Here is a 23465-nt window from a genome sequence, read left to right on the forward strand (position 1 = left end):
CGGTATGAGATTCTCAGGAAAATGAATACAGCTCTAACAATAGTGGGTTTTACCGGGTCGAAGAAGAAAGGTACCCTGGGGGCAATTCTCCCGTGAAAGAAGGCTTGGATTTTTGTTGCGATCGCCCCCGCAATCCTGGACAGAGTTTAGGGTGTGGGACATGGGAGCGCGATCGCCCGGGCCTAGGTCGGTTCTAAAACTTGCTGTAGATCTGGATATATGGATCTGATTCTGTGCCACACGACCGCTGACTTTGACACCCTGGGGGCTGCTGTGGGCCTGTCCCGCCTGCGACCAGGGGCACGTATTGTGCTGACTGGGGGCTCCCATCCGGGAGTAAAAAACTTTTTGGCGCTGCACCGGGATGAATATCCCTTGATTGAGCGGCGGGCCGTGAATCCGGATCAGATTCATTCCATCACGGTGGTGGATACCCAGTGGGGTGAACGCCTGGGTGTCGCCGCTGAGTGGCTGCAACTGCCCGATGTGCCCATCACCCTCTATGATCACCACTTGGAAGAGCCAGGAGATATTGTTGCTGCCGAGTCTTGCGTAGATACGGTGGGAGCCACGACCACGCTTGTGGTGGAGGAATTGCGTCAGGCTGAGCTAACGATCACACCGATTGAAGCAACCGTCATGGCTCTGGGGATCCATGTAGACACGGGCTCCCTGACCTATGACCACACAACGGTTCGGGATGCAGCTGCTCTGACCTGGTTGATGGAACAAGGCGCAAACCTGCGAGCCATCGCTGAGTACGTAGAACCGGGATTGCCGCTGGATATGCAGGACATCCTCAGCACTGTGCTGGAGGATCTGCAAAGTGAAACGATTCACGGCTTTACCCTGTCTTATGTCATGTTGTCGTTGTCGGAGTTCGTCCCTGGTCTATCGAGCTTGGCCAGCTATGTTGCGAACCTGACAGAGAGCGATGTGCTGCTGTTGGGCGCGCGATATGGGCGAATGGAGAATGGTGAGGAACGGATGACGGTAATCGGGCGATCGCGCGGTTCTGCCCTGAACCCTGACATCAACCTTCACGACCTGTTCAGCCCTCTGGGAGGCGGAGGGCATCCAAGAGCGGCCTCGCTGACCTTGCGCACGGTTAATCCTGGCGAAATCTTGAGCCAACTGATCAAAGGCGTACGGGAGCAGGTTCCCCACCCCCCGACGGCACGTGAATTGATGTCGTCTCCGGTGCGCACAATTCGTCCCGACACCACTATTGAAGAAGCTCAGCGGATTTTGCTACGTTACGGGCACTCAGGTCTGTCTGTGGTGGATGCCCACGGTGAGTTGTTGGGAATTATTTCCCGGCGGGATCTGGATATTGCTCTGCATCATGGTTTTAGCCATGCGCCTGTCAAAGGCTACATGACCAGTAATCTGAAGACGATTACCCCCGACACGACGCTGCCCGAGATTGAGTCTCTGATGGTGACCTATGACATTGGACGATTTCCAGTATTAGAGCAGGGGGAACTGGTTGGGATTGTGACCCGCACGGATGTGCTGCGGCAGTTGCATCAGGAACTCTCCGATCGAGAGCCGGGGAATTGGACGAGTGCCCCAGCAGATTGCCCTATGCCAGTGGTGATGTGGGGGATGGTGCGCGATCGCCTCAACCCAAATCTCTGGATGGTGTTGATGAAGGCAGCCCAACTGGCCGAGCAGCGAGGCTGGCAGCTGTATCTGGTGGGTGGTTCCGTCCGCGACTTGCTGTTGATGGATCAAGAACGCATCAACGCTAGTCAACCCCTACTCTTCGACGACATTGATCTGGTCGTGGATGGGTTCCATCGTTCTGCCGATCAGGCTGCAGGCGTGGAATTGGCTCGGGCACTTCAAGAGTTTTACCCCAATGCAAAACTTCAGGTGCACGGGAAATTTCAGACGGCTGCCCTGCTTTGGCATCAAGACCCCGAGCTAGATTCCCTGTGGGTAGACATTGCCACAGCCCGCACAGAATTTTACCCTTACCCAGCCGCTAACCCGGAAGTGGAAGCCAGCTCAATTCGTCAGGATTTGTACCGTCGCGACTTCACCATCAATGCTTTAGCAGTCAGGCTAACGACTCCCCGACGAGGCGAATTGCTGGATTATTTTGGTGGGGTGCTCGATCTACGGGAACGGCGCATTCGGGTGCTTCATGCCAACAGCTTTATTGAAGATCCAACCCGGATTTATCGGGCTGTGCGCTTCGCCGTGCGGCTGGGCTTTTCTCTGGAGCCTCAGACAGAGAGCTATATTCACCATGCGATCGCCAGCGGTATCTATCGGCGCATTCAGGCTGAAATGGAGCATACCCCTGCCCTGCAAACCCGGCTCAAACGGGAACTGAAGCTGGTGCTGGAGGCTCCTTACTGGCGGGCTGCTTTGCGATCTTTAGCGGATTTAGACGCATTGCGTTGCCTGCATGACAGTCTTCAAATGACCCCTGATCTGTGGCGACAACTGCGACGGGCTGAGCGCTGGCTCAAACGGTTTGCCAGCCCTGAATTTCCAGACCCAGAAATTGCTGAACACTGGCAGGTATTACTCGAAATTCTCATTGCTGCTCTGGAGTCGGCTGATCGGGCTATGGTCGCTGAAGGACTGCAACTTCCTACTGATAGTATTGAACGTCTGCGCAGCTTAGCTGACACAGAAGCTACGATTACCCAGGCTTTGCCGGAGTGCGATCGCCCCAGCCAAATCTTCCATACGCTCAGCCCCTACGACGCCCATTCATTAGTGTTGGTGGCAGCCCGAAGCAGCCGTAGCATCCGGCAAACCCTCTGGCACTATCTGGTCGAGTGGCTACCGATGAAGCCTCTTTTGGATGGTAATGACTTGAAGCGTATGGGATATAAGCCCGGAAAGGACTTCAAAACCATTCTCGATACTGTGCGAGAGGCGGCTTTAGATGGGGCGATCGCCACTACAGATGAGGCTGAGGTATTGGTGCGATCGCGTTTTCCTCAAGAAAAGTGAGGCAAGGACCTGATGTTGAGAAAAAAGGCATGTGATTGGAGGTTATGGAAGGGGCGCTTCGTGTTTCCTCCACGACACCCAATCACATGCCTAGAACATCGCTGGGCAAGATAGATGGAATCTTCAGAGCTTACGTATTCTTGTTGTGTGTAGTGTGCGAAACACATACAACAAGAATGAACTAAACATGATGAGTTTGTGTGAGTCCTACTATCTATAACGTTTCTAAAGTTCTGAGTCTTATTTCCTCAACCCTTACTCTGATCTAGGTTTACTGAAGCCCCTGCTTTTGTATGAGCTTTGTCCATGTAAAAAGACTTTAGAAAACCTGATTGAATCAATAACGTTCTAATGTAGAGCGCATCTTCATATTAAAAGATATGAGAGCCAAAATGATTGTTTTGAAAGGCTGCATCCTACTCAACTTGTCAAAACAATTTATCCTAACTAGTAGGCTGCGGCCTAAGTTTGCAACCTATGTTTTTGTGTAGGGTGCGAAGCACCCTACACAAAAACATAGGTGATGGATTTCCGCCTCAGCGTACATAGGTCTATTTAGATCTATATTCAGTAGGGTTGTGCGAATGTTTCTATTGTTTTGATAGAAAAGCTTCATAAACCCTGTGGATGAAGCGCTCTGATCGGAAGAGAAAGGAAAAGATTTTGCTGCCAAAACTCCTTATGAAAGGAGTAGATTTATGGGTTCCCTAAAACACAATTTTTATAACCTTGGAGTGTACAAGATTCAATTTTTCCAGAGCTTTATGGGATGAAATGCTGAATAGCATTTTGAGGCAAAGCATCTAGCGGATAAGCTCGCTTTCTTAACAGTTTTTTACCTCTGATTATAAGTTTTCTAGAGCCTAACCCTATAGTTTTATAGCTTCATATCAATAAGTAAGCATTTGGAAAACAGACTGATCCATCTATTGAGCGATGAAGAATTAAAGGCTTTTTTGAAGAATGGGAGTTGTTGATGCCAAGAGGTAGAAGAACATTATGGCTCTCTACAGACTTAAAGAATATTATCCCAACTACAGTGAATCTACTGGGGATAACAGGCTGGATAAAATCGATTCCTTCTCTGTTTACACTGAACCCGGTCAAGAGAAAGTTGGGTCAGTTAAAGATTTGTTAGTCGATGAGTCCGGTCGTTTTCGATATGTTGTAGTTGACACTGGTCCTTGGATCTTCGGCAAAACTGTTTTGCTGCCCATTGGTCTTGCCAATTTTGATTACAACAATGAGCGTATTTACGTTAATGGTTTGTCTAAAGAACAGGTAGAAAACCTGCCTGAATACAAAGACTACAAGAGCATTGACGAAAAATACGAAACCAATGTTCGGAACCAGTACCAGCCGATAGCATCTCAGCGTTCCAGTCGGCAGTTTATCAGCCGTCAAGACATGCCCATGCAGCCTCTAGAGGATCAATCTGCTACTCTGGGCAGCTCCAGTACTGCAATGCAAGGGCTGGAACAGCAGCGTAATACAAACGTGAATGCTGGCGCTAACGTAAATGCCGGTGCTAACGTAAATGCTAAGGCATACGATTACGATCGTGAACCTGGCTTCTATGGTCTGAGCGAAGAAGACAACCATGGTCCGCTGCGGTTGTACGAAGAGCGCTTGATCACCCACCGCAATCGGTTTAAGGCTGGGGAAGTTAGCCTCGGTAAGCACGTTGAAACCAAAGCCGTGCAAACTGATGTTCCTGTTGAGCGGGAGCGCGTTGTAATTGAGCGCCGTGACGTGGGCTCTCAACCCGTTGCTGCTGCTGATGTAGACTTCCGTGATCAGGAAATTGCTCGCGTTGACGTATACGGTGAAGAAGTCAACGTTGAAAAGCAAGCTGTCGTACGGGAAGAAGTATCGCTCCGTAAGGAAAAAGAGCAGGATACCGTTCACGTACAGGATCAGGTTCGCCGCGAAGAACTGGATGTGGATACCCACGGTAATCCCGATATCCTGCGCCAGTAGGATGCTGACTCTTAAGGGTTTGATTACTAACCCTTAAGAAAGTAAATTTTCTGAGGGGGTTAACCCCCTCAGAAAATAACAAGATTTGAAGCATTTTTTCATGCATCTCATGCATGGAGGTTGTTTACGTTCCAGGGCTTTTCAAATCTCATTTAGATAAGTCGTTGGAGAAGACAATTTTCATGCATAACTTACATGAAGAATTGGTTTCCTCCCAGTTAAAGAATATGCAACTTCTCTAGATTAAAACCGTTTCTGTTTACTGAATTTGGCGTTTTTCGTCGCGTTCAATAGGTGGAAATGTGTAAGTTCTAAATTGTTTTTAGATGGGCGATCGCAGCTACAAGGAGGAACTATGCAAGCGAAGGATGGCCGCTTAAATTCAAGATCGGATTTGACAGGGAACCTGGTCTATGACCGCAATGGTTATCTCGTGGGTGAAGTTGTTGGTGTTAACGAGACAACCGCGGATCAGTTTTCTCTTATCGTAGATCCTCCTCATACAGACCCGGGGCGAGGCCAAATTTCTATTGATGGCAGCCTACTATCCCAGGTTGATTCTGCAACACGGGAAGTCCGTACCAACTTTGATTACAATGAGCTGGTTTCACCCAGGGAACAATGTTTTCAGTTGCTTGAGGAACAGCTAGTTGTCAACCGGAAACGAGTAAAGCTGGGGGAAGTAGTCATTCGTAAGGTGATTGAAACCCAGATGGTTGAGATTCCGGTGCAGCGTGAAAAACTGGTAGTGCAAAAGATAGGGGAGAACCAGTCACTGTTTGAGTTGCCCTTGGGTGAAACAAACCTGCATGGTCAAGAATCAGCGCTTCAACGGCAATCCTCGGTCGATCCTTATATAGCTCGAGGCCAGTTGCAAACCATACAGGATGCAGTGCGGTGCCTCACGGTGCTGGCTCGCAGTGCCAGTGCAGGCTGTCGCCGAATTCGGGCTACTTTGTTCTTAAAGCCTATCGATCGCCCATCTGGTGAAACCGTTCATCTGGAGTTTGAAACCCCCGGAACAGCCGCCAGTATTCTGGGGGCGATCGCTCCTCAAAGTGTTCAAGATGATCAGCCTGTGACGTTAGACTTGGTGTTAGAAGACGAGACTGCTCAGAGCCGCTACCAACGATGGTTTGACGAGTACTCGCGCGTCATCACCCGTTAATTCTACGCTCTCTTAAAAAAGTTGCTGCTCATGACCCAATACGTCATGAGCAGCAACTTTTTTGTATAACTACTTCTCCGTTCTAAAATCCTTGTTTCTATAACGCATGTAAGTACGTTCAGTACAAAAGGAATGGGGTGTAGAAACACGCTACCCCCTAACCCTTCTGTACTGAATCAATTCACACAGTCCTGGGCTATGAAACGTATACAGAATGCGGGATTCTATAGCCTCATGCTGTTTGAACTGGGAGGTTTAGTTTTAAAGGGACTCACGAAGCGGCTCTTTTCAAAACTAAACTCTAGTGGTGTAGGAGAGAGGAGTGTAGGATGAAGCCCCAGCCCCTCTCTCGTACCTCATTAGATCCGGAAGGGGGCGTAAGATAGCGTCTCGATATTCTTTTGGATAGAGTTAATCGTGTATGGAAAAACTGCCACAAAATTAACTTTATTCAAAAGCCTTCGGATGGTAATAAACACCCTTTGTATGGATTTAGGACTGTGGGTTGACTGTCTACTGTACCGAGCTGTTCCATCACAAACACGGTAGGATTAATGGGAATTTTAGGATTGGATATGGGCTTATGCTGTTAACCGCAGGCACCTTTCTCCAAGAGGGACGCTATTGGGTTGAGGGCATCCTAGAGCAGGATGAAACGGGGATCAGCTATCGTGCCCAGCACCGTAACCTGGATATCTCTGTTGTCATTCAAACTATAGCGCCAGCCCTAGGCGATCGCCCTGATGCTGCCCAAATCTTGCAGTCCTTTATGGTTGAGGTACGCCGCCAGAGCCTTGCCCCTTCTGACGGTCCATTTCGTGTTTTAGATTGCTTCATGGAATTCGGCCAGCCCTTCGTCGTGCTGGACATGGTCGCTGATGCAAAACCTCCCAGTGTTGCCCTAACGTGGCTTCCAGATCTAAAGGAAACTCCTATTCAGGAAACTCCTATTCAGGAAACTCCTATTCAAGATCACCCTGTAACTGAGGCTGCTACAGCTCCACCTAAACAACCGCAGCTGGTGACTATACCTCCCGTTCTGGAAACACCTTTAGGCGTTCCTACTAATGGCAACGCCTCCTCAAAGACTCAGAAGGATAGTGTGACAACAGTGACTCAGGTTGTATCTCCGACTTCTACTAAAAATGGCAGTAAACTGTCCACTACTCGTGTGGTTGTATCTACTCCACTGCGGCGATCGCCCTCCTGGTTGCCGATTTCTCTGGGGCTTACTGCTCTAATTGGAGGCTGTGCCGGAGCTGTCTTTGGTTGGCAGCTTCGGCAGGGCAAATCGCTATCTGAAGTCGTTCCGGTTGTCGGGCCTAAAGTTGATGTCGATCAGTCATTCCCGCCGATTGATGGATGGCCTGCTTCTAAAGCCTCTGATATTCCCGGCTCAGGAACGGATTTGGATAAGGTATTGCAGCAACGTACCACTACCAATCGGCAAGAACGACGACGTCGTGCTGTAGAAGAGCCACCTATCGAACCCCGCCGGATTGATTATGGGTCAGGTACTGCTGTCCGATCTGAGCCTCTTCCAGAACCCGACTATAGCTATAGTTCTTTAGATGAACCTGCACCTGTCAGGAATGCTCGGGAAGAAGCACCAGTGGTCGTCTCTGAGCCTGCTGCCGTTTCTGATCCAGAACCTATCCAGGATGAAGGAAGCGCTAATTCTTCTGCAGCGGTCGTTGAGACTGAACCTGCTCCAATAACGAAACCCATGTCTCCACCCGTCGATATCCCGGCTCCACCTCCTGAAACGGCAGCTCCTCGCTCGTTCCGTACAAACCCCCGCCCTTCAGTTGTAGCGCCCAGTGTTGATAACGCTCCTGCTGAGCCTGAGGCTCCCCAACAACCATAATTTTCGAGTCCCCTCGAGTCATGGGACCAGAGCTTAGTACGCTGAGGCGTAAATGGATCACCTATTTTTTGTGTGGGGTGCGAAGCACCCCACACAAAAAATAGGTGACGAACTTAGGCTGTGGCCTACTAGTCCGGGATGATGGATGCTCTGTATACCTTTGGGCTTTAGCCTTGATTAGGATTTGTAGGCTGAGGAGCTAACGCAGCTCACCCAGAGTTGCCTCAATGTTCATTTTGCTTCAAGTCATCGAAGTGCACTGAACTATAGAAAATTCAGCCGCTCGAGGAACTGTCATATAAATTCTGTGGTATCGATTTTGGCTCGTTAGGATTCAACTATTAAGGAGTGTCCCAGTATACGGACGGAGTGGTGAGGTCATGAAATGGAAGCAGCTTCTATCGAAGAAATGGGTTAGTGTTCCGGCATCTTTAGCCATGATGTTAACCTTGGCGGGTGCCGTTTATGCTCAGGTGCAGACTCCCATCAACTCTACAGTGGTCGTGCGGGGCAACTCAGGTGGCTCCCAATCAAGTTCCTGTGGTTTCATTCCCGGTGCTCCCGTACAGACCGTACGTGTGTCCGAACAATTTGCTGCCTTACGTTTTGAGGTGCAGAGCCAAAATACCAGTACTCTGCTGATTACTGGTCCTGGTGGTCGTAGCCAATGTGCCCGAGCTAGTGATTTTTCCGGTGGCGCCATTGAAGTGACAGGTGTGTGGGAGCAGGGTACCTACTCCTTGTTCGTTGGTGAGCGTAATCAGGGTGTTCGTAATCCGTTTACCCTCTCCGTCTTGCCTGAATAGTGTTGACTGGCTTATAGTCGTGGCCTTTTTGTTGGGCCATAAGAAGGGCTGGTGCGAACACCAGCCCTTCTTCTATGGTTATAGATTGCTGCGATCGCCCGATGGGTTAGGACATCAGAAGTTATTGAAAGCAATGCCTTCAATAACCTCAGTTCGGGTTAAGGGCTTTTTCGAGTGCCGCGCGCTTCGCGCGGCACTCGAAAAAAACATTATTGCGTGCGCGTCGCGCACGCAATAATGGGCGGTTCGGCTTCTCCCGAACTGACGTTCAATAACTTCTAAAGTCCTAACCTATCGGGCTAAGGCTATACAGCGCTTTGCGCTTGAATTAGTCACGGTTGTTTTTGTGGGAGCCGCGCTCCCACAAAAACAACCGGATTTTAAGCGTTTGAAAAGCGCCGTAAATAGCGAACTCTTATTTTTATCGTTGCTTGACTACGACAAAAATAAGAGTTCTGAGCTGATGCTTTAGACAAGCGCAAGATGTGAACACACGTATAAAAGGAGAGAATGGGGCTTGGTTTTCATGCCCTCCTTTTATTTAAGCTTTATGGCTACAGCGATCGCGGCTATGATTAGCAACCGCACCACACCTAGGTTTCAATATAAGCAGGTTAACCGCTATGGCTTGAAATCTTAGGTTCCATCCTGATGAGGCAGCTGCTGTCAGTCTAATGGGTTGTGAAAATGCCAGGGGAAATAACGGGGCTATGATGTCTTTACCTTAGCGAACAGCCTCAACGGCTCCAGCTTCATCGGGGGCTTCAAATTTGTAGCCGACGCCGCGCACCGTCTGGATCAAGGCTGGCTGGCTTGTGTCAATCTCAATCTTTTTACGGATCTGGCCGATGTGAACATCTACAACACGCTGGTCTCCTACGTATTCATAATCCCAAACTTTCTGAATCAATTCGGCCCGCCGCCATACTCTTCCGGGGTGGCTCGCCAGGAAGTAAAGCAGATCAAACTCCAGTGCCGTCAAGACAACGGGGTCTTCCTTCAACATCACCTCGCGACGTACCGGATCTATGGATAGATCGTTAAACCGCAAACATTGCTGTTCTGCGGCCGTAACGGGACGTTGTCGCTTCAGGATAGCTTGAACGCGCACTTCCAATTCCCCTAAACTGAAGGGCTTGGTGAGATAGTCGTCAGCTCCCTGGGAGAACCCCCGGATTTTGTCGGCCTCATCAGCCCGACTTGTGAGCATAAGAACAAATACCCCAGTGCGGTTTTGCATCTCCTGACACAGGTTGTATCCTGTGGCATCAGGTAGATTGACGTCCAAAATGACCAGATCGGGGTTGAACTGGTCAAAGCTTGCCATGGCAGCCTTCCCATCCTCTGCTGACTCTACCTGATATTCATGGCGGGTGAGGAAGCGGTGGATCAGAGTACGGATGGCGGGGTCGTCATCAACTACGAGGATTTTGGCTGTAGCCATAGTTAAGACTTACCTCAATCAGAAACGAGCAGATTCTCTAATTCAGCCAACACACATTCTAGCTTTGCTGCAAAATCACGATTGATTTCGCTCGATCTCGACAACAGGGTGCACCCTTAAGTTTTGCTAGGCATTAAATCAATTATCTTCACAATAAATCCCATTGCAAATAGTCTTAGCCTCATAAATTACGTAAACCATCTTGCATTTGCCAGAAATCTTTAGGGGATCTTATTTTGCGAAACCCGTTGGGACGGTTACACTAAAGGCTAGTCGGTTTTGATGAAATATTTCCTGCGATCGCAGAAATTTTCTGGCTTGCGTATCTCGGTATAAATCATAAGGACGTTGCTCCAGAGTAGGGCGGGGGTTCTTTTGGAGGCGGCACATGAGCGATCTAAGTCACTATGAACAACTAGGGGTTGAGGAAGGAGCTTCCTTTGAGGCTATTCAGGAAGCCCGGAATCAACTATTGCAGGAGCATGCGGGCGATCGCCGCCGGATCGAGGCTATTGAATCAGCCTACGATTCGATCCTGATGGATCGGCTGCGTCTCCGACAGGAAGGCAAGATTAAAGTACCTGATCGAATTCGTTTCCCTGAGCGGGCGGCAGAACCACCCCCAGATTTTGTGCCGAAGCCGGCGACAACCTCGCCCAATTGGTTGCAACGTATGATTGACACACCCAGCCGTAACGACATCTTGTTACCAGGTGGATTGCTTCTGGCGGCAGCATTCATCAGTTTAGCATCGCCCGCTGGGGCTCTTGCATTAGGCACAGGGCTTTGCTTCTACTTCCTGAACCGTAAAGAGAATAAGTTCGCGCGGGCTTTTCTGTTAACCCTGGTAGGGCTAACAGTGGGTATTACGGTTGGCTTGTGGATTGCGGGTCTGTTTTCAGCGCAATTGTTGGGCCTTGGGCTTACACAAGATACCTTTGCAGCGATCGTGACTTTTGTGCTGCTCTGGCTCATCTCAAGCTTCCTGCGCTAACGACACTTGTAAATAGAGGTAAAAGGGGACTGGTGTATCAGGCCCCTTTTACCTCTATTAGGTTCTGCTTTAAAACTCCCTCAAAGCCCATTCGCTCGTACGAGCGAATGGGCTTTGAGGGAGTTTTAAAGCATACTTGGCAAGCTTGATATTATGCCGATACCTGGCCCAGGCCCATGTTCTCCAAAATAATGTCCAGAGCTTCTACCAGGTTGCTGGCAATCCAGTCGGGCTCGTAATCAAGTAACTTCTGGCGATCGCGAATCCCTGAGAGTACGCCAATTACCGGAATCCCCGCGCTCTTGGCGGCTGCAATATCTGCTTCCGTATCTCCAACCATCCACGTTGGCGCTGGGGGAAGCTCTGCTTGAGCTTTTTGCATCAGTAAGGGCTTATCTTTCACGTCGACAGTTTTAACGTAGGTATCGCTCAGGCAAAACCGCCGCTCGGGTTTGAAAAAGCGGCCCAGATTACACCGCTCAAACGCCTCATCCAACTCTCGCACCCGACGCATAGTCATCACGGTTAGTTCAAATCCTAGCCTCTGTGCGCGCTCTAGCGTTTCAACAGCTCCAGGAACCGGCATATCGTAGCGTAGGTAGGGGATTGTGTGTACTGTTTCCTTCCGCAGTTTGGCGAAGGCTTTGGCCTGTTCCCGCTCTAAGCCAGAGAAGACCCCAATCTCGACTTCGGGAACTTGTGATCGCTTTAACCGCCAAAAATCTTTCTTACTTAAAGTTTGTACGGCCTGATCGGGTTGCCGAGTTGCTGCTAGACAATACTGGTAGACCCGATAGTAACGTTCAGAGACGTCCATGATAGGGCCATCAAAATCTGTAATAAGTCTTATCATTTGGCGATTGCAAAGGAATGCTTTTATAAACTTTTATAACACATTGACTTTTAATTTTGACTGTAAAATAAGCATTAATGCTCAATAATGAGACTTCTTGCAGGAAGTTCATCCTGAGGTAAGAATAGGCTTTATGGTGGTTCTTCTTTGGGCTGAGAGGTGGCTTTATAGGGTTACGCCATCTAGCAGGAACAGGTAGTGAAATAGGCATCTTGTCCGCCCAAAAGACACAAGATATGTATCTCATAAGAGAACTGAATGAGCCTAAGCCTCAAAGCATGTGAGAGCGGCAGGTATACCTGCCGCTCTCACATGCTTTGAGGCTTAGAGGTTAGTGAAGTGTGTTGTTTGAAATTAGTGAACAGTTGGTAGTGTTGTGGCGAGGAAGACAATGACCGTGGCGATCGCCAACAGCACATGAATCACAACCCCTACCAAGTTGCCAACCAAAATACCAACGGCTGCTTTCATTGCCAGCATCAAGTCACGTCGATAAAGAAACTCACCGACCATAGCTCCTAATAACGGGCCAATCAGGAGCCCCAACAGTGGGCCACCGACGGGTAAAGCAGGGAGTAAACCCAGGACTCCTAAAACTAGCCCTACCATCGAACCAATGACACCCCAGCGGCTCGCTCCCGCCTTTTTGGCACCCCAATAGGTCGCCAGAAAGTCTAAGCCGGTCGTGAAGACTAGAGCAACGATCGCAACGGTAAGGGGAATCCATAGGCCCGAGAAACCCGCTGTAAAACCCCAAATTGCGATCGCAATTGCAATCAACCCCAGGCCTGGAATTCCAGGCACCACGGCCCCGATAATTCCAACCAGCATGACTAATATGAGAATCCAATACAGCGCTATCATGGCGTCCCTTCTACGAAGCAGCGGGGTTTGTACCTACTCTTCGCATTATCTCGTGCAGAACCGTAATTGGGATGTGTCAGGAGTCAGGGTTCAGCGCTGACTTCTTTTGGGTTTAATGACAGGTGCGATCGCAATGAGTTATCCAACTTATCGGCAATACCCTCAATCCAAATCTCATCCTGCCGGGTGTAACTGCGTGGGGCATTGGCTCCCAGAATGAGAATGCCGCGATCGCCTAAGGGCTGACAAATGATCCCCTGAGTATTCTCAGGCAAATAGTCGAATTCAATTTTGCCGGGATAGAGTTGCAACTTCACCAGATAAATAGGTTTCTGTGTCTTTAAAGCCCGTTGTACTATCGCCCCAGGTTGAGTGAGCGATTTCGGCCCCAGAATGCCACGACGTAACAGAATACGATTGTCGTACCAGACAAGGAGCGATCGCGTTGCTGTATTTGTCAATAACAAGTGGGAAGCCCATGCCAATTCAGTCCGCACATCATCGGGTAATGCTTCATCCAGCTCAAAGCCTTCGGTACCCGTCAGAACAACAGCGTCAGGCGATCGCGGCTGAATTCGCTGCCACAGCAACCCCGTCAGAATCAGCAACGCACTCAAAATCACACCCAGCGCATCCGAGCGAGACTGTGACCCTGTTAAATCTGCTGTCATTAAACGGTTAACCAGGAGCAACGTACCTGCCAGGATGCCGACAACAATGGGCATCTGGCGCAAAACTCGATTGGGATCAGCACTGGCCATAGGAGAAAGGAACGCAGCGGGCAGGGGGAATATGAAAGGCGAGAACATGACGGTAGAGAGTCCCGTCATCGCAAATCTTAAACACGAGGTTGAGGAGATGGGAGTAAAGGAAGGGCTACTCCGCCTTCTCCTGCTCCCTCTCCATTACTAGTCTAAAGTCCCTCTAACCCCTTTTTCCAATGGCCCTTCTTGCTCCCCGACTGCCTCGCTCCATCTCCGTTCCCGATTTCCCAAAAATCTCAAACCTTTTGTGTACCATAGCGATGGAGCGAATCCTCTGAGGGAGATAGACCCCGTGTTCGACTTGCTAGCCATTGGCTTTTTAACGACATTACTGAATACCAAAAGCGAGGGTTTCACAGGAATGCGTGCGGTGGATTGGTCTCCCTGGTCTGAGAGCCGCTGGGTGCTGCCCGGACCGGAACCTGTCGATGCGCCCGATACAATCGCGATCGCTGCTCGCAATTACCATCTGCAAGCGCTAGCCGCAATGGGAATGCCTGCTGCTAATCAAGGCATCTGGATTCAATCTGGCAATGAGATTCTGGCTAGCCACCGGGGAACAGTACCAATTCCTGCTGCATCCCTCACGAAGATTGCGACTACTCTGGCTGCCTTCAGCACGTGGGGGCCAGACCACCAGTTTGATACGTTAGTCGGAATTCAAGGCTCTTTGCAACCGGGTGGAATCTTGCAGGGTAATTTGGTGGTCAAGGGAGGAGGCGATCCCCTGTTTGTGTGGGAGGAGGCGATCGCCCTCGCCAATGCCCTTCAACAAAGGGGAATTCGCCAAGTGACGGGCAATTTGATCATCACAGGTGATTTTGCCATGAATTTCCAGGGTGATCCCCAGCGATCGGGTGAACTGCTGCGGCAAAGTTTTAATACTGACTTATGGACGTCAGAAATTTCTGAGCAGTTTGCCAAAATGCCCACGGGTACACCACGGCCCCGCCTCTCGATTACCGGAAATATTCAAGTTGCGCCTGAAGCTGAGGCGACGCCTTTCTTGCGCCATCGATCCCTATCCTTGACTCAAATCCTTAAGGCCATGAACATCTATAGCAATAACTTTATTGCGGATGATATGGCACGGAAATTGGGCGGTGGGCCAGCCGTCGCTCAACTGGCTGCGACTGCCGCCAACATTCCCGTCGCTGAGGTGCAATTGATCAACGGTTCAGGCTTAGGAGAAGAAAACCGCATTTCACCCCGTGGGGTAACAGCGATGCTGATTGCATTGCAGGAGCAGTTGCGATCCCATGAACTGACGGTGGCCGATTTCCTCCCCGTGGTAGGACGAGAGCGAGGTACGATTGGTCGTCGTCAACTGACTCCGGGCTCAGCCGTAAAGACGGGGACACTGGATCGAGTCAGTTCCCTGGCGGGGGTCGTGCCAACGCGTGATCGCTCTCTCGTCTGGTTCACCTTGATCGACATTGGTGCCGGGGATTTGGCGATCTTGCATCAACAGCAAGATCGCGTGTTGCAAACTCTATCGGGACAGTGGGGAATTCCTGATACCCTCCCAGCAGAGATTCGGCCGAGCGATCGCCTCCCCAGCTACCAGGCAGAATTAGGCAATCCTGCCCGTAATGAAGCACCTTAAAATCACAAATAAAACACTTTTTGTGAGGGTGTTTTCGGGTGCCGCACAACGTGCGGCGCTCGAAAACACCCATTTTGGCAGGCGCTTCGCGCCCGCCAAAATGGGCACTGAGATTAGTTTATTGGGGAATAAACTCTGACACGACTCGTCCACCACTCATCACAATGGTCTGATTCTCAAGACGGCCAACAGCCTGTGGGCCATTTGCAACCATCGGCGGGTTCGTCTGCCGCAAATTTACATTGCCATTAGCCCGAAACACTCGAGTATTAAGGTTCCAGTTTAGAGTGTCGGACTTTAAGGAGGACTGATCGCGCTGAGCCAGAGCTTGCACATTGCCTGCTAAATCTACCAGGCGCGTGTTCAAATTCATGACACCCCGATTGGCTCTTAACGCAATCTGTTGTTGTGGTTGCAGCACAGTCAAAGGCACCTCTGACCGCAACAGCCCTTGTGCTGCTTCCCAAAATAGTTCGTTGCTGGTGACTTGCATGAGAGGATCTGACGTAGCAATCTGGGCATTTTGCCGCAGGGTTACCAGCTGAGTTTTCAGGTTGACCTCGGCTTTCTGTCCAGTCGCGATGTCGGTGACGCGGTTTTGAATGAGGCGGCGAATTTGGGTGGGGCGATCGCTACTGACTCGTTCCTCCTTCATAAACCAGGTCAACGCATCTGTACGAACTGCCAGAACCGGATTTTGGGCCGTCACGGCAAGCACCTGGCCCTTCAACTCCATCCGCTGCTCCCGGTCATAGAGCCGTCCTTCCTGTGCAGTTATTTGTATTTGAGGATGGTTACCTCGAACATTATTGCGAATGGTTAGAATTCCTTCTTGAGGTCGCCACTCTGCTTCTTCACCTCGTAAAACAGCCTTCGTGCGGAGATCGGTGGCTTCCACTTGGCCCTTCAAAAGAATTTTTTCGCCATCCTCAAACACCTGTCCTGTTTGAGATCTCACTCGATAAATGGCTTTGCCATCCTGAAACAGTTGCCCATTGGGCACACGGACGATTGCATACTGCTTGCTCTCGTTGTACGCGGCCTGTCGAGCGAAAACCTGCCATACAACTTGACCTTTCTCGTCAGCTTGCTCCAAGGTGATGTTGTTGAAGCTAAGGCTATTGTCGATCTGTTCAATGGCTGAGCTATCTTCTGCCAACCGATCAGAGCCTCGACTACTGGATCGACAAGCAGGAAGTGTCATCAGGCTCAGGAGAAACAAAGCCAAGATTCCCGGTCGAACGCAATGGTGCCACGGTTGAAATCTAGATCGCATTACATCCCCAGTAAACGAGAACACTCCCTCTTACCCGCTATCGAAGTGAGCGACAGGAGCCATGGGCACTACCTAGCTTAGACGAAAGCCAGACCAATTAGTTCTGCTGGATGTGAGTGCAGTTTAATATGGAGATGCGCCTAATGTTCAATGCCCGCCTGGGCGAGCCGTTGAACATTAAGCGCAATAATTTTAAGAAGAGATTATGTTCAGTTTCATTGCGGTAAAAGAGGAGTATGGGGGCTGCCCCCCACTCCTCTTTTGTCGCAATGAAACTGAACACAGCCATAACTCATGGAGTCTCAGGATCTTCTACCGTGATCCCCGACAGGGGTCGATAGGTATAGCTCTGTCGTGGAGTCTTCATGATGTCTTCCTTGATGTTTTCCAGGTCAATGTAGCGATCCGCAACATTGATGAGGCTGTCACTTGTCATAGAGCGTAAGCTGACAACCTCGACCCGAACACCACGGTAGCTGACGGCGTCAACAGCATAAGCCAGGTCTCCATCCCCGCTTACTAAAACAGCCGTATCGTACGCCCCCACCAGAGCCATCATATCGACGGCAATTTCTACATCCAGATTGGCTTTCTTCGAACCATCCGGCAACTGCACCAGGTCTTTGGAAATGACCCGATACCCGTTGCGTCGCATCCAGAGTAAAAAGCCTTGTTGCTTTTCATTGGTACGATCGACCCCTGTATAGAAGAAGGACCGTAGTAATCGAGAACCAGCGGTTAAGCGGCAGAGCAGTTTGGTGTAATCAATTTCGATCCCCAGTTGCAATGCTGCATAGAACAAATTCGATCCATCGATAAAGATGGCGACACGCCCTCGGTTCTCTAAAACCTGCTCGGGCGTGAACACCGCGTCACTATCTATGTGATTGAACATTATTATCCTCGTTTGTTATGAAGTAAGGAATTATTGTCTCCATCGTCGCATGGGCAAAACAGTGTTTGGAGTGGGATTTAGGAGACGAAACAATGGCAAAAGCTCAGGCTGGAAGCTCTAAGCGCTGAAAAACAGGTTCAGGATCTCGTAAGGGTTGACTCCCGGCCAAAACTCCCCAGTTTGCATGATGTTGCAAGGATGCTAAGGAATCTGAAGAACCGTTAAAATCAACGTCGTAACCTAGTTGTTGGTAGATACGGGTACTTAAATTCGGAACGATTGGGGAGAGCAAGTAAGCGGCTAGTCGGACAGTTTCCAGCACGCTATACAAAACTGTCGCAGCCTTTTCAGTTTGGCCCTGTTTGTAGAGAGACCAGGGAGCCTGTTCGTCAACATACTTATTGCCCGCTCGCACCATGGCAAGAATCGGTTCGCAGGCTTGACTAAAAGCCAACTGACCATAGTGGCGGTGGACATCTGCCACAAGACTGATACCTAGAGATTTTAGCCCATCATTTGCAGCGATCGCCTCTCCCTCAACCGGAGGAACAGCGCGATCGCAATACTTATGGGCCAATTTCAACGTTCGGTTCAGCAAGTTCCCCAGATCATTTGCCAGATCAGCATTCAAGATATTGATGAACCGGGTCTCGTTAAAGTCACCATCTCGCCCCAGCTCAATCTCTTTCATGAAGTAATACCGTACGGCATCAGAACCATAACGTTTCACCAAATCAATGGGGTCGATTGTATTTCCGAGGCTCTTCCCCATCTTTTGCCCGTCCTTTGTGAGGAATCCGTGGCCGAAGACGCGATTGGGTACAGACACACCTGCCGACATCAGCATGGCAGGCCAGTACACGGCATGAAAGCGCAGAATATCTTTGCCAATCAAGTGGGTATTAATCGGCCACCACCGTGCCAACGCATTCTCTAACGTTGGCTCGTCGTCAGGCTCTAGCAGGGCTGTCACATAGCCCAGCAACGCGTCAAACCAAACATAAAGTGTATGTTTCGGATCGGTTGGTAACGGAATACCCCAATTCAAGTTCACCCGCGAAATGGAAAAATCTTGCAGCCCCTGTCCGACAAAGCTCAAGACTTCGTTGCGGCGAATCTCGGGCTGAATGAAATCAGGCCGCTCCCGGTACAGGGTTTCTAATTTCTCTTGGTAAGCCGACAGCTTGAAAAAGTAGTTGGCTTCATCTCGCCACTCGGCTTCCCGATTGGTGTGAATTGCGCAGCGGTGGCCTTCGATTAAGTCACGCTCTTCCTTGTACTCTTCACAGGCGACACAATACCAACCCTGCTGTTGGCCCAGGTAGATATCACCCCGTTCCCAACACCGCTGGAAAAATTCCTTGACGATGGCCTCATGTCGTGAGCTGGTAGTACGAATAAAGCGATCCAAGCGAATATCAAGGATTTTCCAAAGGGATTCAAACCCTTCCACAATCAGATCACAGTGCTCTTGGGGCGATCGCCCCTTCTCTTCCGCTGTACGCTGAATCTTCTGCCCGTGTTCATCTGTCCCTGTAATCATCAGGGTTGGGCGTCCTTGAAGTCGTTGATAGCGTGCCGCAACATCGGCAGCGATAGTCGTGTACGCGCTGCCAATATGGGGTACGTCATTGACGTAGTACAGGGGCGTCGTAATGGCGAAGGGAGTGGATGCAGAGATATTTTCTAAAGAAGGATTCATGGAGCACTCGATAGGCGTGCAATCCGCCAAAAGGGCGATCGCTGTGCAAAATGGGCTCAATTATTTTACTAATCTAACTGCATTGCAGAAATTCATGACAGCAAAGTCACGGAGTGTGTTCTAGAACGCTCTCCGTGCGTTTACGGTGCTTCTCAGTCTAAACATGAAGAAAAGCCTGATTATTGCGTAATACAAGGGGTTTACAATGCTTCAACTGAAAACCCCACAGCCAAAAGACTGCGGGGTTTGAAAAGAAGAATGTAACGAAGCCGTTACACTCGATGATTGGGATTTGGGCTTGCCAGACCTACGCTGGATAAATCCGAAGGCGGCGGTTGGGCTCTTCCCCAAAGCTGGACGACTTAAGTCGGTAGTGTTCAACCAACTCATGCTGCATTTTCCGCACCTTGGCCGAGCGCGGCAGCAATTCTACCGGTTGTCCTTTCGGAATTACAATCTGCTCAACGGCCAGACGCGCTTCTTCCAACGCTTCTAGCTCATCCTCATCTCCAGTTCGCGAAAACAGGTTCAGGTTCAGGGCATCGCTCTCTTCCTCTTCATCCATCCGCAACATGCGCTGAAGCCCACGAATGATTTGGGGTACCGTGTTGGCTTTGATGGTGTAGATGGAGAGCTGCCGAGTTTTAGCCAGGTGACGCAATTTGGAGTGGTTTTTGATGTGCGATCGCAATGCCAACACCACATCCGCTTCATCCAGATCCTTTGTCACCACCACAGGCAAATTCATTGTCTGAATCACCTGCTCCAACTGGTATCGGCTTACTGCGTAAGGATACACATGCAGTGGCAACTCCTCTCCATTCGGCCCGGTGGTCGGAATCTGACCGAACGCACTATCGGGGTTGAACATCACAGTGTTGTCCTGCATGGATTCATCCAGCAGCATCTCAAAGTCCGAGTGAACCGGACTCAATGGTACACGTTCTGTACGCTCTGTCCGACTCTCCCAGCGGGACTCCCCATCCAACCGAGGCTGGGATGTTAAAGGAGCCGGAGTCATTTGTCCTGAAGACCGCCAACCGCTCGGTCCTGGCCTCGACGGTTCTGGTCGCCCGGTTAATGCCCCAGAACCTAATGGCAAACTACGAATCCGATTGCGATCCGTCTCTGGATTCTCCTGAGTAATGCGAACCTCACCTGAATCCATCACGGTCCGTACTTGGAATCCAGGTTGCCGTCCCCGCAGCAGCATATCGATGGTGACTGAGACATCCTCATGCACGACCCAGCTCTGCCGTTCTAGCATTTCGATTGCAATATCGAACGTAGGTGGGGCCTTTCTCTCCAGCACGCTCTTCTGGCTGCCCCGACGGCGTGCTTCCTCGTCACCTAGCGTCACGGACTGAATACCCCCCACTAAATCCGAGAGGGTTGGGTTCTTCATCAGGTTTTCGATGCGGTTTCCGTGAGCAGTACCTACCAGTTGCACACCTCGTTCGGCGATCGTGCGGGCGGCCTGTGCCTCCAACTCGGTTCCAATCTCGTCAATAATGATGACCTCTGGCATATGGTTTTCCACGGCCTCAATCATCACCTGATGCTGCAACTCGGGTCGCGCCACCTGCATCCGTCGGGCCCGACCGATCGCTGGGTGAGGAATATCTCCATCCCCCGCAATCTCATTGGAGGTGTCAATAATAACGACTCGCTTGCCCAGCTCGTCGGCCAGAATTCGAGCGATTTCCCGTAGAGCCGTCGTTTTCCCAACCCCCGGACGGCCCAGCATTAAGATCGATTTTCCAGTCTCCACCAGGTCGCGGATCATCCCGATGGTGCCAAATACTGCGCGCCCGACCCGGCAGGTCAGGCCGATAATATCTCCGCTGCGGTTCCGCATCGCGCTAATTCGATGCAGGGTACGCTCAATACCCGCCCGATTATCGCCACTAAAGAGCCCGACTTTGTCAACGCTAAATTGCAAATCCTCCCGCGTGATCGGCACCTCAGACAAATACTCGCTTTTGTCGGGGAACCGAGCTTCGGGAAGCCGTCCTAAATCCATGACCACTTCCACTAAAATGCTGCGCTGCGGATGCTCGTCGAGACGCTGACGAATCGGCTCTGGCAGAATCGCTAATAATTTGTCGAGATCGTCAGTAATCTGCAGTGGCTGAACAGCCATTTCAGCTGCTTGTACTTCGCTGGAAGACTTGGATTGATCGGGCTGATGAACTAACGGACGAGGTTGAAACGTCATGAGTAATTCAGCTAATGGATGTCCACGGTAGAGTGCGGTGAAACCCCTGACGGCAGGGAACCGGGCCACGGGGTAACGGTCAGATCAATCAGGCCCAGTCCGGATAACGTGGGCGGCAGGATTGTAGCAATCATGGCTCTGATGAGACGTAGAAGGAAGAGGAGAAACCTCTTTCAGTGGCCTCACAAGGGATGAGGCCAGTTGTATTGCTTGCTGAAGCAGCTCGGGAAAGGCCTCAAGCTGCTGAGATGGAAATTCAGGGTTGGAGACCTTCACCGTTGTACTCCCAACAACAGCAGCCTCAATTAAAGATTCGTGGTTCTTGGATGACAGAGAGGAGTGCTGGCTTCCTTCGCTAGCCACACTGTTTGATGCTAACGAAATAGAAGCAGACTGTGGGACAGCCTTGGCTCGCTCTTCAAGTTGCTCCAATACCGGGGTCAGTAATACTCGCGCTGCACTACCGTAGGCAACCCCGCTAATCGTGTCACGTGGTTGATAGAACTGGTCTGTGTGCGTCTGGTGTTGTGCTTCTGGCACCCGTCTGGCTCGCAGCAACCCTAATTCCTTTAGTTTCGGAACTGTGTAGAGGTTTGTCCCTCCCGCCAATTGCACATATCCGGGTAGGCCTATGGCTAGAACTTTTTGACCCAATTTGATGGCGGCATGGGTAACTCCTTTTCCAATATCACCGCTCATCGGTCTACCGTCCGTCTGCCAAATTATCGGGCAGCCCGACGGTGAGATTAATGTGTGAATAGCCCATAGATAATCAACAAGCCCCCCACCGTCAGGACAACTGACGGCGATCGCCCGCAATCCCTGACTGAATGGTTCGATCGCCCGCCATAACCGCTCAAAATCTTCCAACCGCCCTACCTGCGTGTGAATCTCCACCGCATCAACCAGCGGCAACACCTGGGCCGCTATGGTATCTGGCGAAGACACGTAGGAATGTGCTCCAATGTGCTGAACTGGGCATATGGGTAAGCACCGACCGCAGCCGTAACAGCGCTCATTCAAAACCCCCTGAAACCCATCTGCCTGCCCCTCAAATACGATTGCGTGAGCAGGACAAATTGTTTCACAAGGACGATTGCAATCCGACGGGCAAAAAGCTGGGTCAAAGGCTGCTTTTCGAAAATGGGGATCCTCCCCATCATTCAAACTCACCATAAGCCAAGGGGAGCCCTGAACCCAGGGCTCCACGCCTAACTTCTGTTTCCAGGCACGCGCCACCTGTAATCCTTCTCGGGCTGCCGCCACCACTGCTGGGTCAGCGGCAACATCCACACAATCTGCACCTACCAGCGCATAAGCCAGCGCAAGATTCCGCACATCCGGAAGAGATTGAAAGCTAGCACCGCAGATCAGCTTAAACCAATGCCCTTCATCTAGGGATCGGAGGGGGTGAATAGAATCAGATACCCTGGCGTCGAGTAGACTCACTCCGTTACGGAATTAATTAGCTGGGTGGGATCGTAATCTACCGCTAGTGTACCGCATTCCTCCCTAATCCGGCGTGGGATCAGGTCAGGCAGCAGCAAGTAGAGTTTTCAGTGGCTTCCAACTCACTTGGCGATCGCCCCCCATCTCCACAATCACCTTAATCCGGGAATCGGTAGTAGGCAGCGAAGTCAAAAACTCCAACTCTTGCTGAGATAAGATGTTACCCTCGAGCAGCCACAATACCAGCCCTTTCGATTTTGCCGGTAGAGTATCTATGTGATAAGTCGCAATGGGCGGAACATAGTAGCGATAACCCACAGCACCTTCCCGCTCCAAATTCTTCTTACCCAGATGGGGCGGACGTACACCGTGTACTTGCAATAAATACGAGGCTAAATCTCCTAATCCACGAGATGATAGCGTCTCAACCTTATAACCTGCGGCCCGAACCCGACGCTGGTAGCGGCCTTCATAGCCACCCTCCAGAGGAACATAGACTCCCAGAGCCCCGTTCTGTTCTAAGTCTCGGATAAACGTTTTTCCCGTCACAATCAGAGCCATAGCGATCTCCCGAGTAAGCTGCGTCCTTAATACCTGGGCCTA

The 23465-nt window shown here is 50.6% G+C and carries 17 protein-coding genes; 7 read left to right on the plus strand and 10 right to left on the minus strand.

What is annotated here, in order from left to right; all coding sequences use genetic code 11:
• Positions 1-219 precede the first annotated feature (219 nt).
• The 5 genes from H6F91_RS03095 to H6F91_RS03115 all read left to right on the plus strand — a co-directional run bounded on the left by H6F91_RS03095 (position 220) and on the right by H6F91_RS03115 (position 8797).
• Positions 220-2976, plus strand: coding sequence for a CBS domain-containing protein (locus H6F91_RS03095; RefSeq protein ID WP_190770970.1), 2757 nt, complete (start codon positions 220-222; stop codon positions 2974-2976).
• Between the two features lie 999 nt (positions 2977-3975).
• A complete protein-coding gene (locus H6F91_RS03100; protein WP_190770971.1) occupies positions 3976-4956 on the plus strand; it encodes a DUF2382 domain-containing protein in 981 nt (326 codons plus the stop codon).
• Positions 4957-5311: 355 nt separating this feature from the next.
• On the plus strand, positions 5312-6124 hold the full coding sequence (locus H6F91_RS03105) for a DUF2382 domain-containing protein (RefSeq protein ID WP_190770972.1): 813 nt from the start codon (positions 5312-5314) through the stop codon (positions 6122-6124).
• A 583-nt stretch (positions 6125-6707) separates the two neighbouring features.
• Positions 6708-7991: a hypothetical protein gene (locus tag H6F91_RS03110; RefSeq protein ID WP_190770973.1), complete on the plus strand. Its 1284-nt coding sequence runs from the start codon at positions 6708-6710 to the stop codon at positions 7989-7991.
• A 380-nt stretch (positions 7992-8371) separates the two neighbouring features.
• Positions 8372-8797: a hypothetical protein gene (locus H6F91_RS03115; protein ID WP_190770974.1), complete on the plus strand. Its 426-nt coding sequence runs from the start codon at positions 8372-8374 to the stop codon at positions 8795-8797.
• A gap of 724 nt (positions 8798-9521) precedes the next feature.
• Here the strand turns inward: H6F91_RS03115 and H6F91_RS03120 are convergent.
• Complete coding sequence (locus H6F91_RS03120; RefSeq protein WP_190770975.1) at positions 9522-10241, minus strand: response regulator transcription factor; 720 nt, start codon at positions 10239-10241, stop codon at positions 9522-9524.
• 388 nt (positions 10242-10629) lie between these two features.
• Between H6F91_RS03120 and H6F91_RS03125 the strand changes: the two genes are divergently transcribed.
• Positions 10630-11235 (plus strand): CPP1-like family protein, encoded by a 606-nt coding sequence (locus H6F91_RS03125; protein ID WP_190770976.1) that lies wholly within the window; start codon positions 10630-10632, stop codon positions 11233-11235.
• A gap of 151 nt (positions 11236-11386) precedes the next feature.
• Here the strand turns inward: H6F91_RS03125 and H6F91_RS03130 are convergent, their stop codons facing one another.
• The 3 genes from H6F91_RS03130 to H6F91_RS03140 form a co-directional block, all read right to left on the minus strand.
• Positions 11387-12088, minus strand: coding sequence for an HAD family hydrolase (locus tag H6F91_RS03130; RefSeq protein ID WP_190770977.1), 702 nt, complete (start codon positions 12086-12088; stop codon positions 11387-11389).
• A 354-nt stretch (positions 12089-12442) separates the two neighbouring features.
• Positions 12443-12952: a DUF456 family protein gene (locus H6F91_RS03135; RefSeq protein WP_190770978.1), complete on the minus strand. Its 510-nt coding sequence runs from the start codon at positions 12950-12952 to the stop codon at positions 12443-12445.
• 83 nt (positions 12953-13035) lie between these two features.
• Positions 13036-13713 (minus strand): cofactor assembly of complex C subunit B, encoded by a 678-nt coding sequence (locus H6F91_RS03140; protein WP_190771038.1) that lies wholly within the window; start codon positions 13711-13713, stop codon positions 13036-13038.
• Positions 13714-14008: 295 nt separating this feature from the next.
• Between H6F91_RS03140 and H6F91_RS03145 the strand changes: the two genes are divergently transcribed.
• A complete protein-coding gene (locus H6F91_RS03145; RefSeq protein WP_190770979.1) occupies positions 14009-15322 on the plus strand; it encodes a D-alanyl-D-alanine carboxypeptidase in 1314 nt (437 codons plus the stop codon).
• A gap of 118 nt (positions 15323-15440) precedes the next feature.
• Here the strand turns inward: H6F91_RS03145 and lptC are convergent, their stop codons facing one another.
• From lptC to H6F91_RS03175, 6 genes are all read right to left on the minus strand, one after another.
• On the minus strand, positions 15441-16550 hold the full coding sequence (lptC, locus tag H6F91_RS03150) for an LPS export ABC transporter periplasmic protein LptC (RefSeq protein WP_206754892.1): 1110 nt from the start codon (positions 16548-16550) through the stop codon (positions 15441-15443).
• 340 nt (positions 16551-16890) lie between these two features.
• A complete protein-coding gene (locus tag H6F91_RS03155; protein ID WP_190770981.1) occupies positions 16891-17493 on the minus strand; it encodes an NYN domain-containing protein in 603 nt (200 codons plus the stop codon).
• A gap of 103 nt (positions 17494-17596) precedes the next feature.
• Positions 17597-19195, minus strand: coding sequence for a methionine--tRNA ligase (metG, locus tag H6F91_RS03160; RefSeq protein ID WP_190770982.1), 1599 nt, complete (start codon positions 19193-19195; stop codon positions 17597-17599).
• A gap of 307 nt (positions 19196-19502) precedes the next feature.
• On the minus strand, positions 19503-21338 hold the full coding sequence (locus H6F91_RS03165) for a R3H domain-containing nucleic acid-binding protein (protein WP_190771039.1): 1836 nt from the start codon (positions 21336-21338) through the stop codon (positions 19503-19505).
• Between the two features lie 159 nt (positions 21339-21497).
• Complete coding sequence (locus tag H6F91_RS03170) at positions 21498-22862, minus strand: LdpA C-terminal domain-containing domain (protein ID WP_190770983.1); 1365 nt, start codon at positions 22860-22862, stop codon at positions 21498-21500.
• An 84-nt stretch (positions 22863-22946) separates the two neighbouring features.
• Positions 22947-23423 (minus strand): NAD(P)H-quinone oxidoreductase subunit N, encoded by a 477-nt coding sequence (locus tag H6F91_RS03175; RefSeq protein WP_190770984.1) that lies wholly within the window; start codon positions 23421-23423, stop codon positions 22947-22949.
• Positions 23424-23465 lie beyond the last annotated feature (42 nt).

This window comes from Leptolyngbya sp. FACHB-8 (genome assembly GCF_014695575.1).
Classification (GTDB): domain Bacteria; phylum Cyanobacteriota; class Cyanobacteriia; order Elainellales; family Elainellaceae; genus Vacuolonema.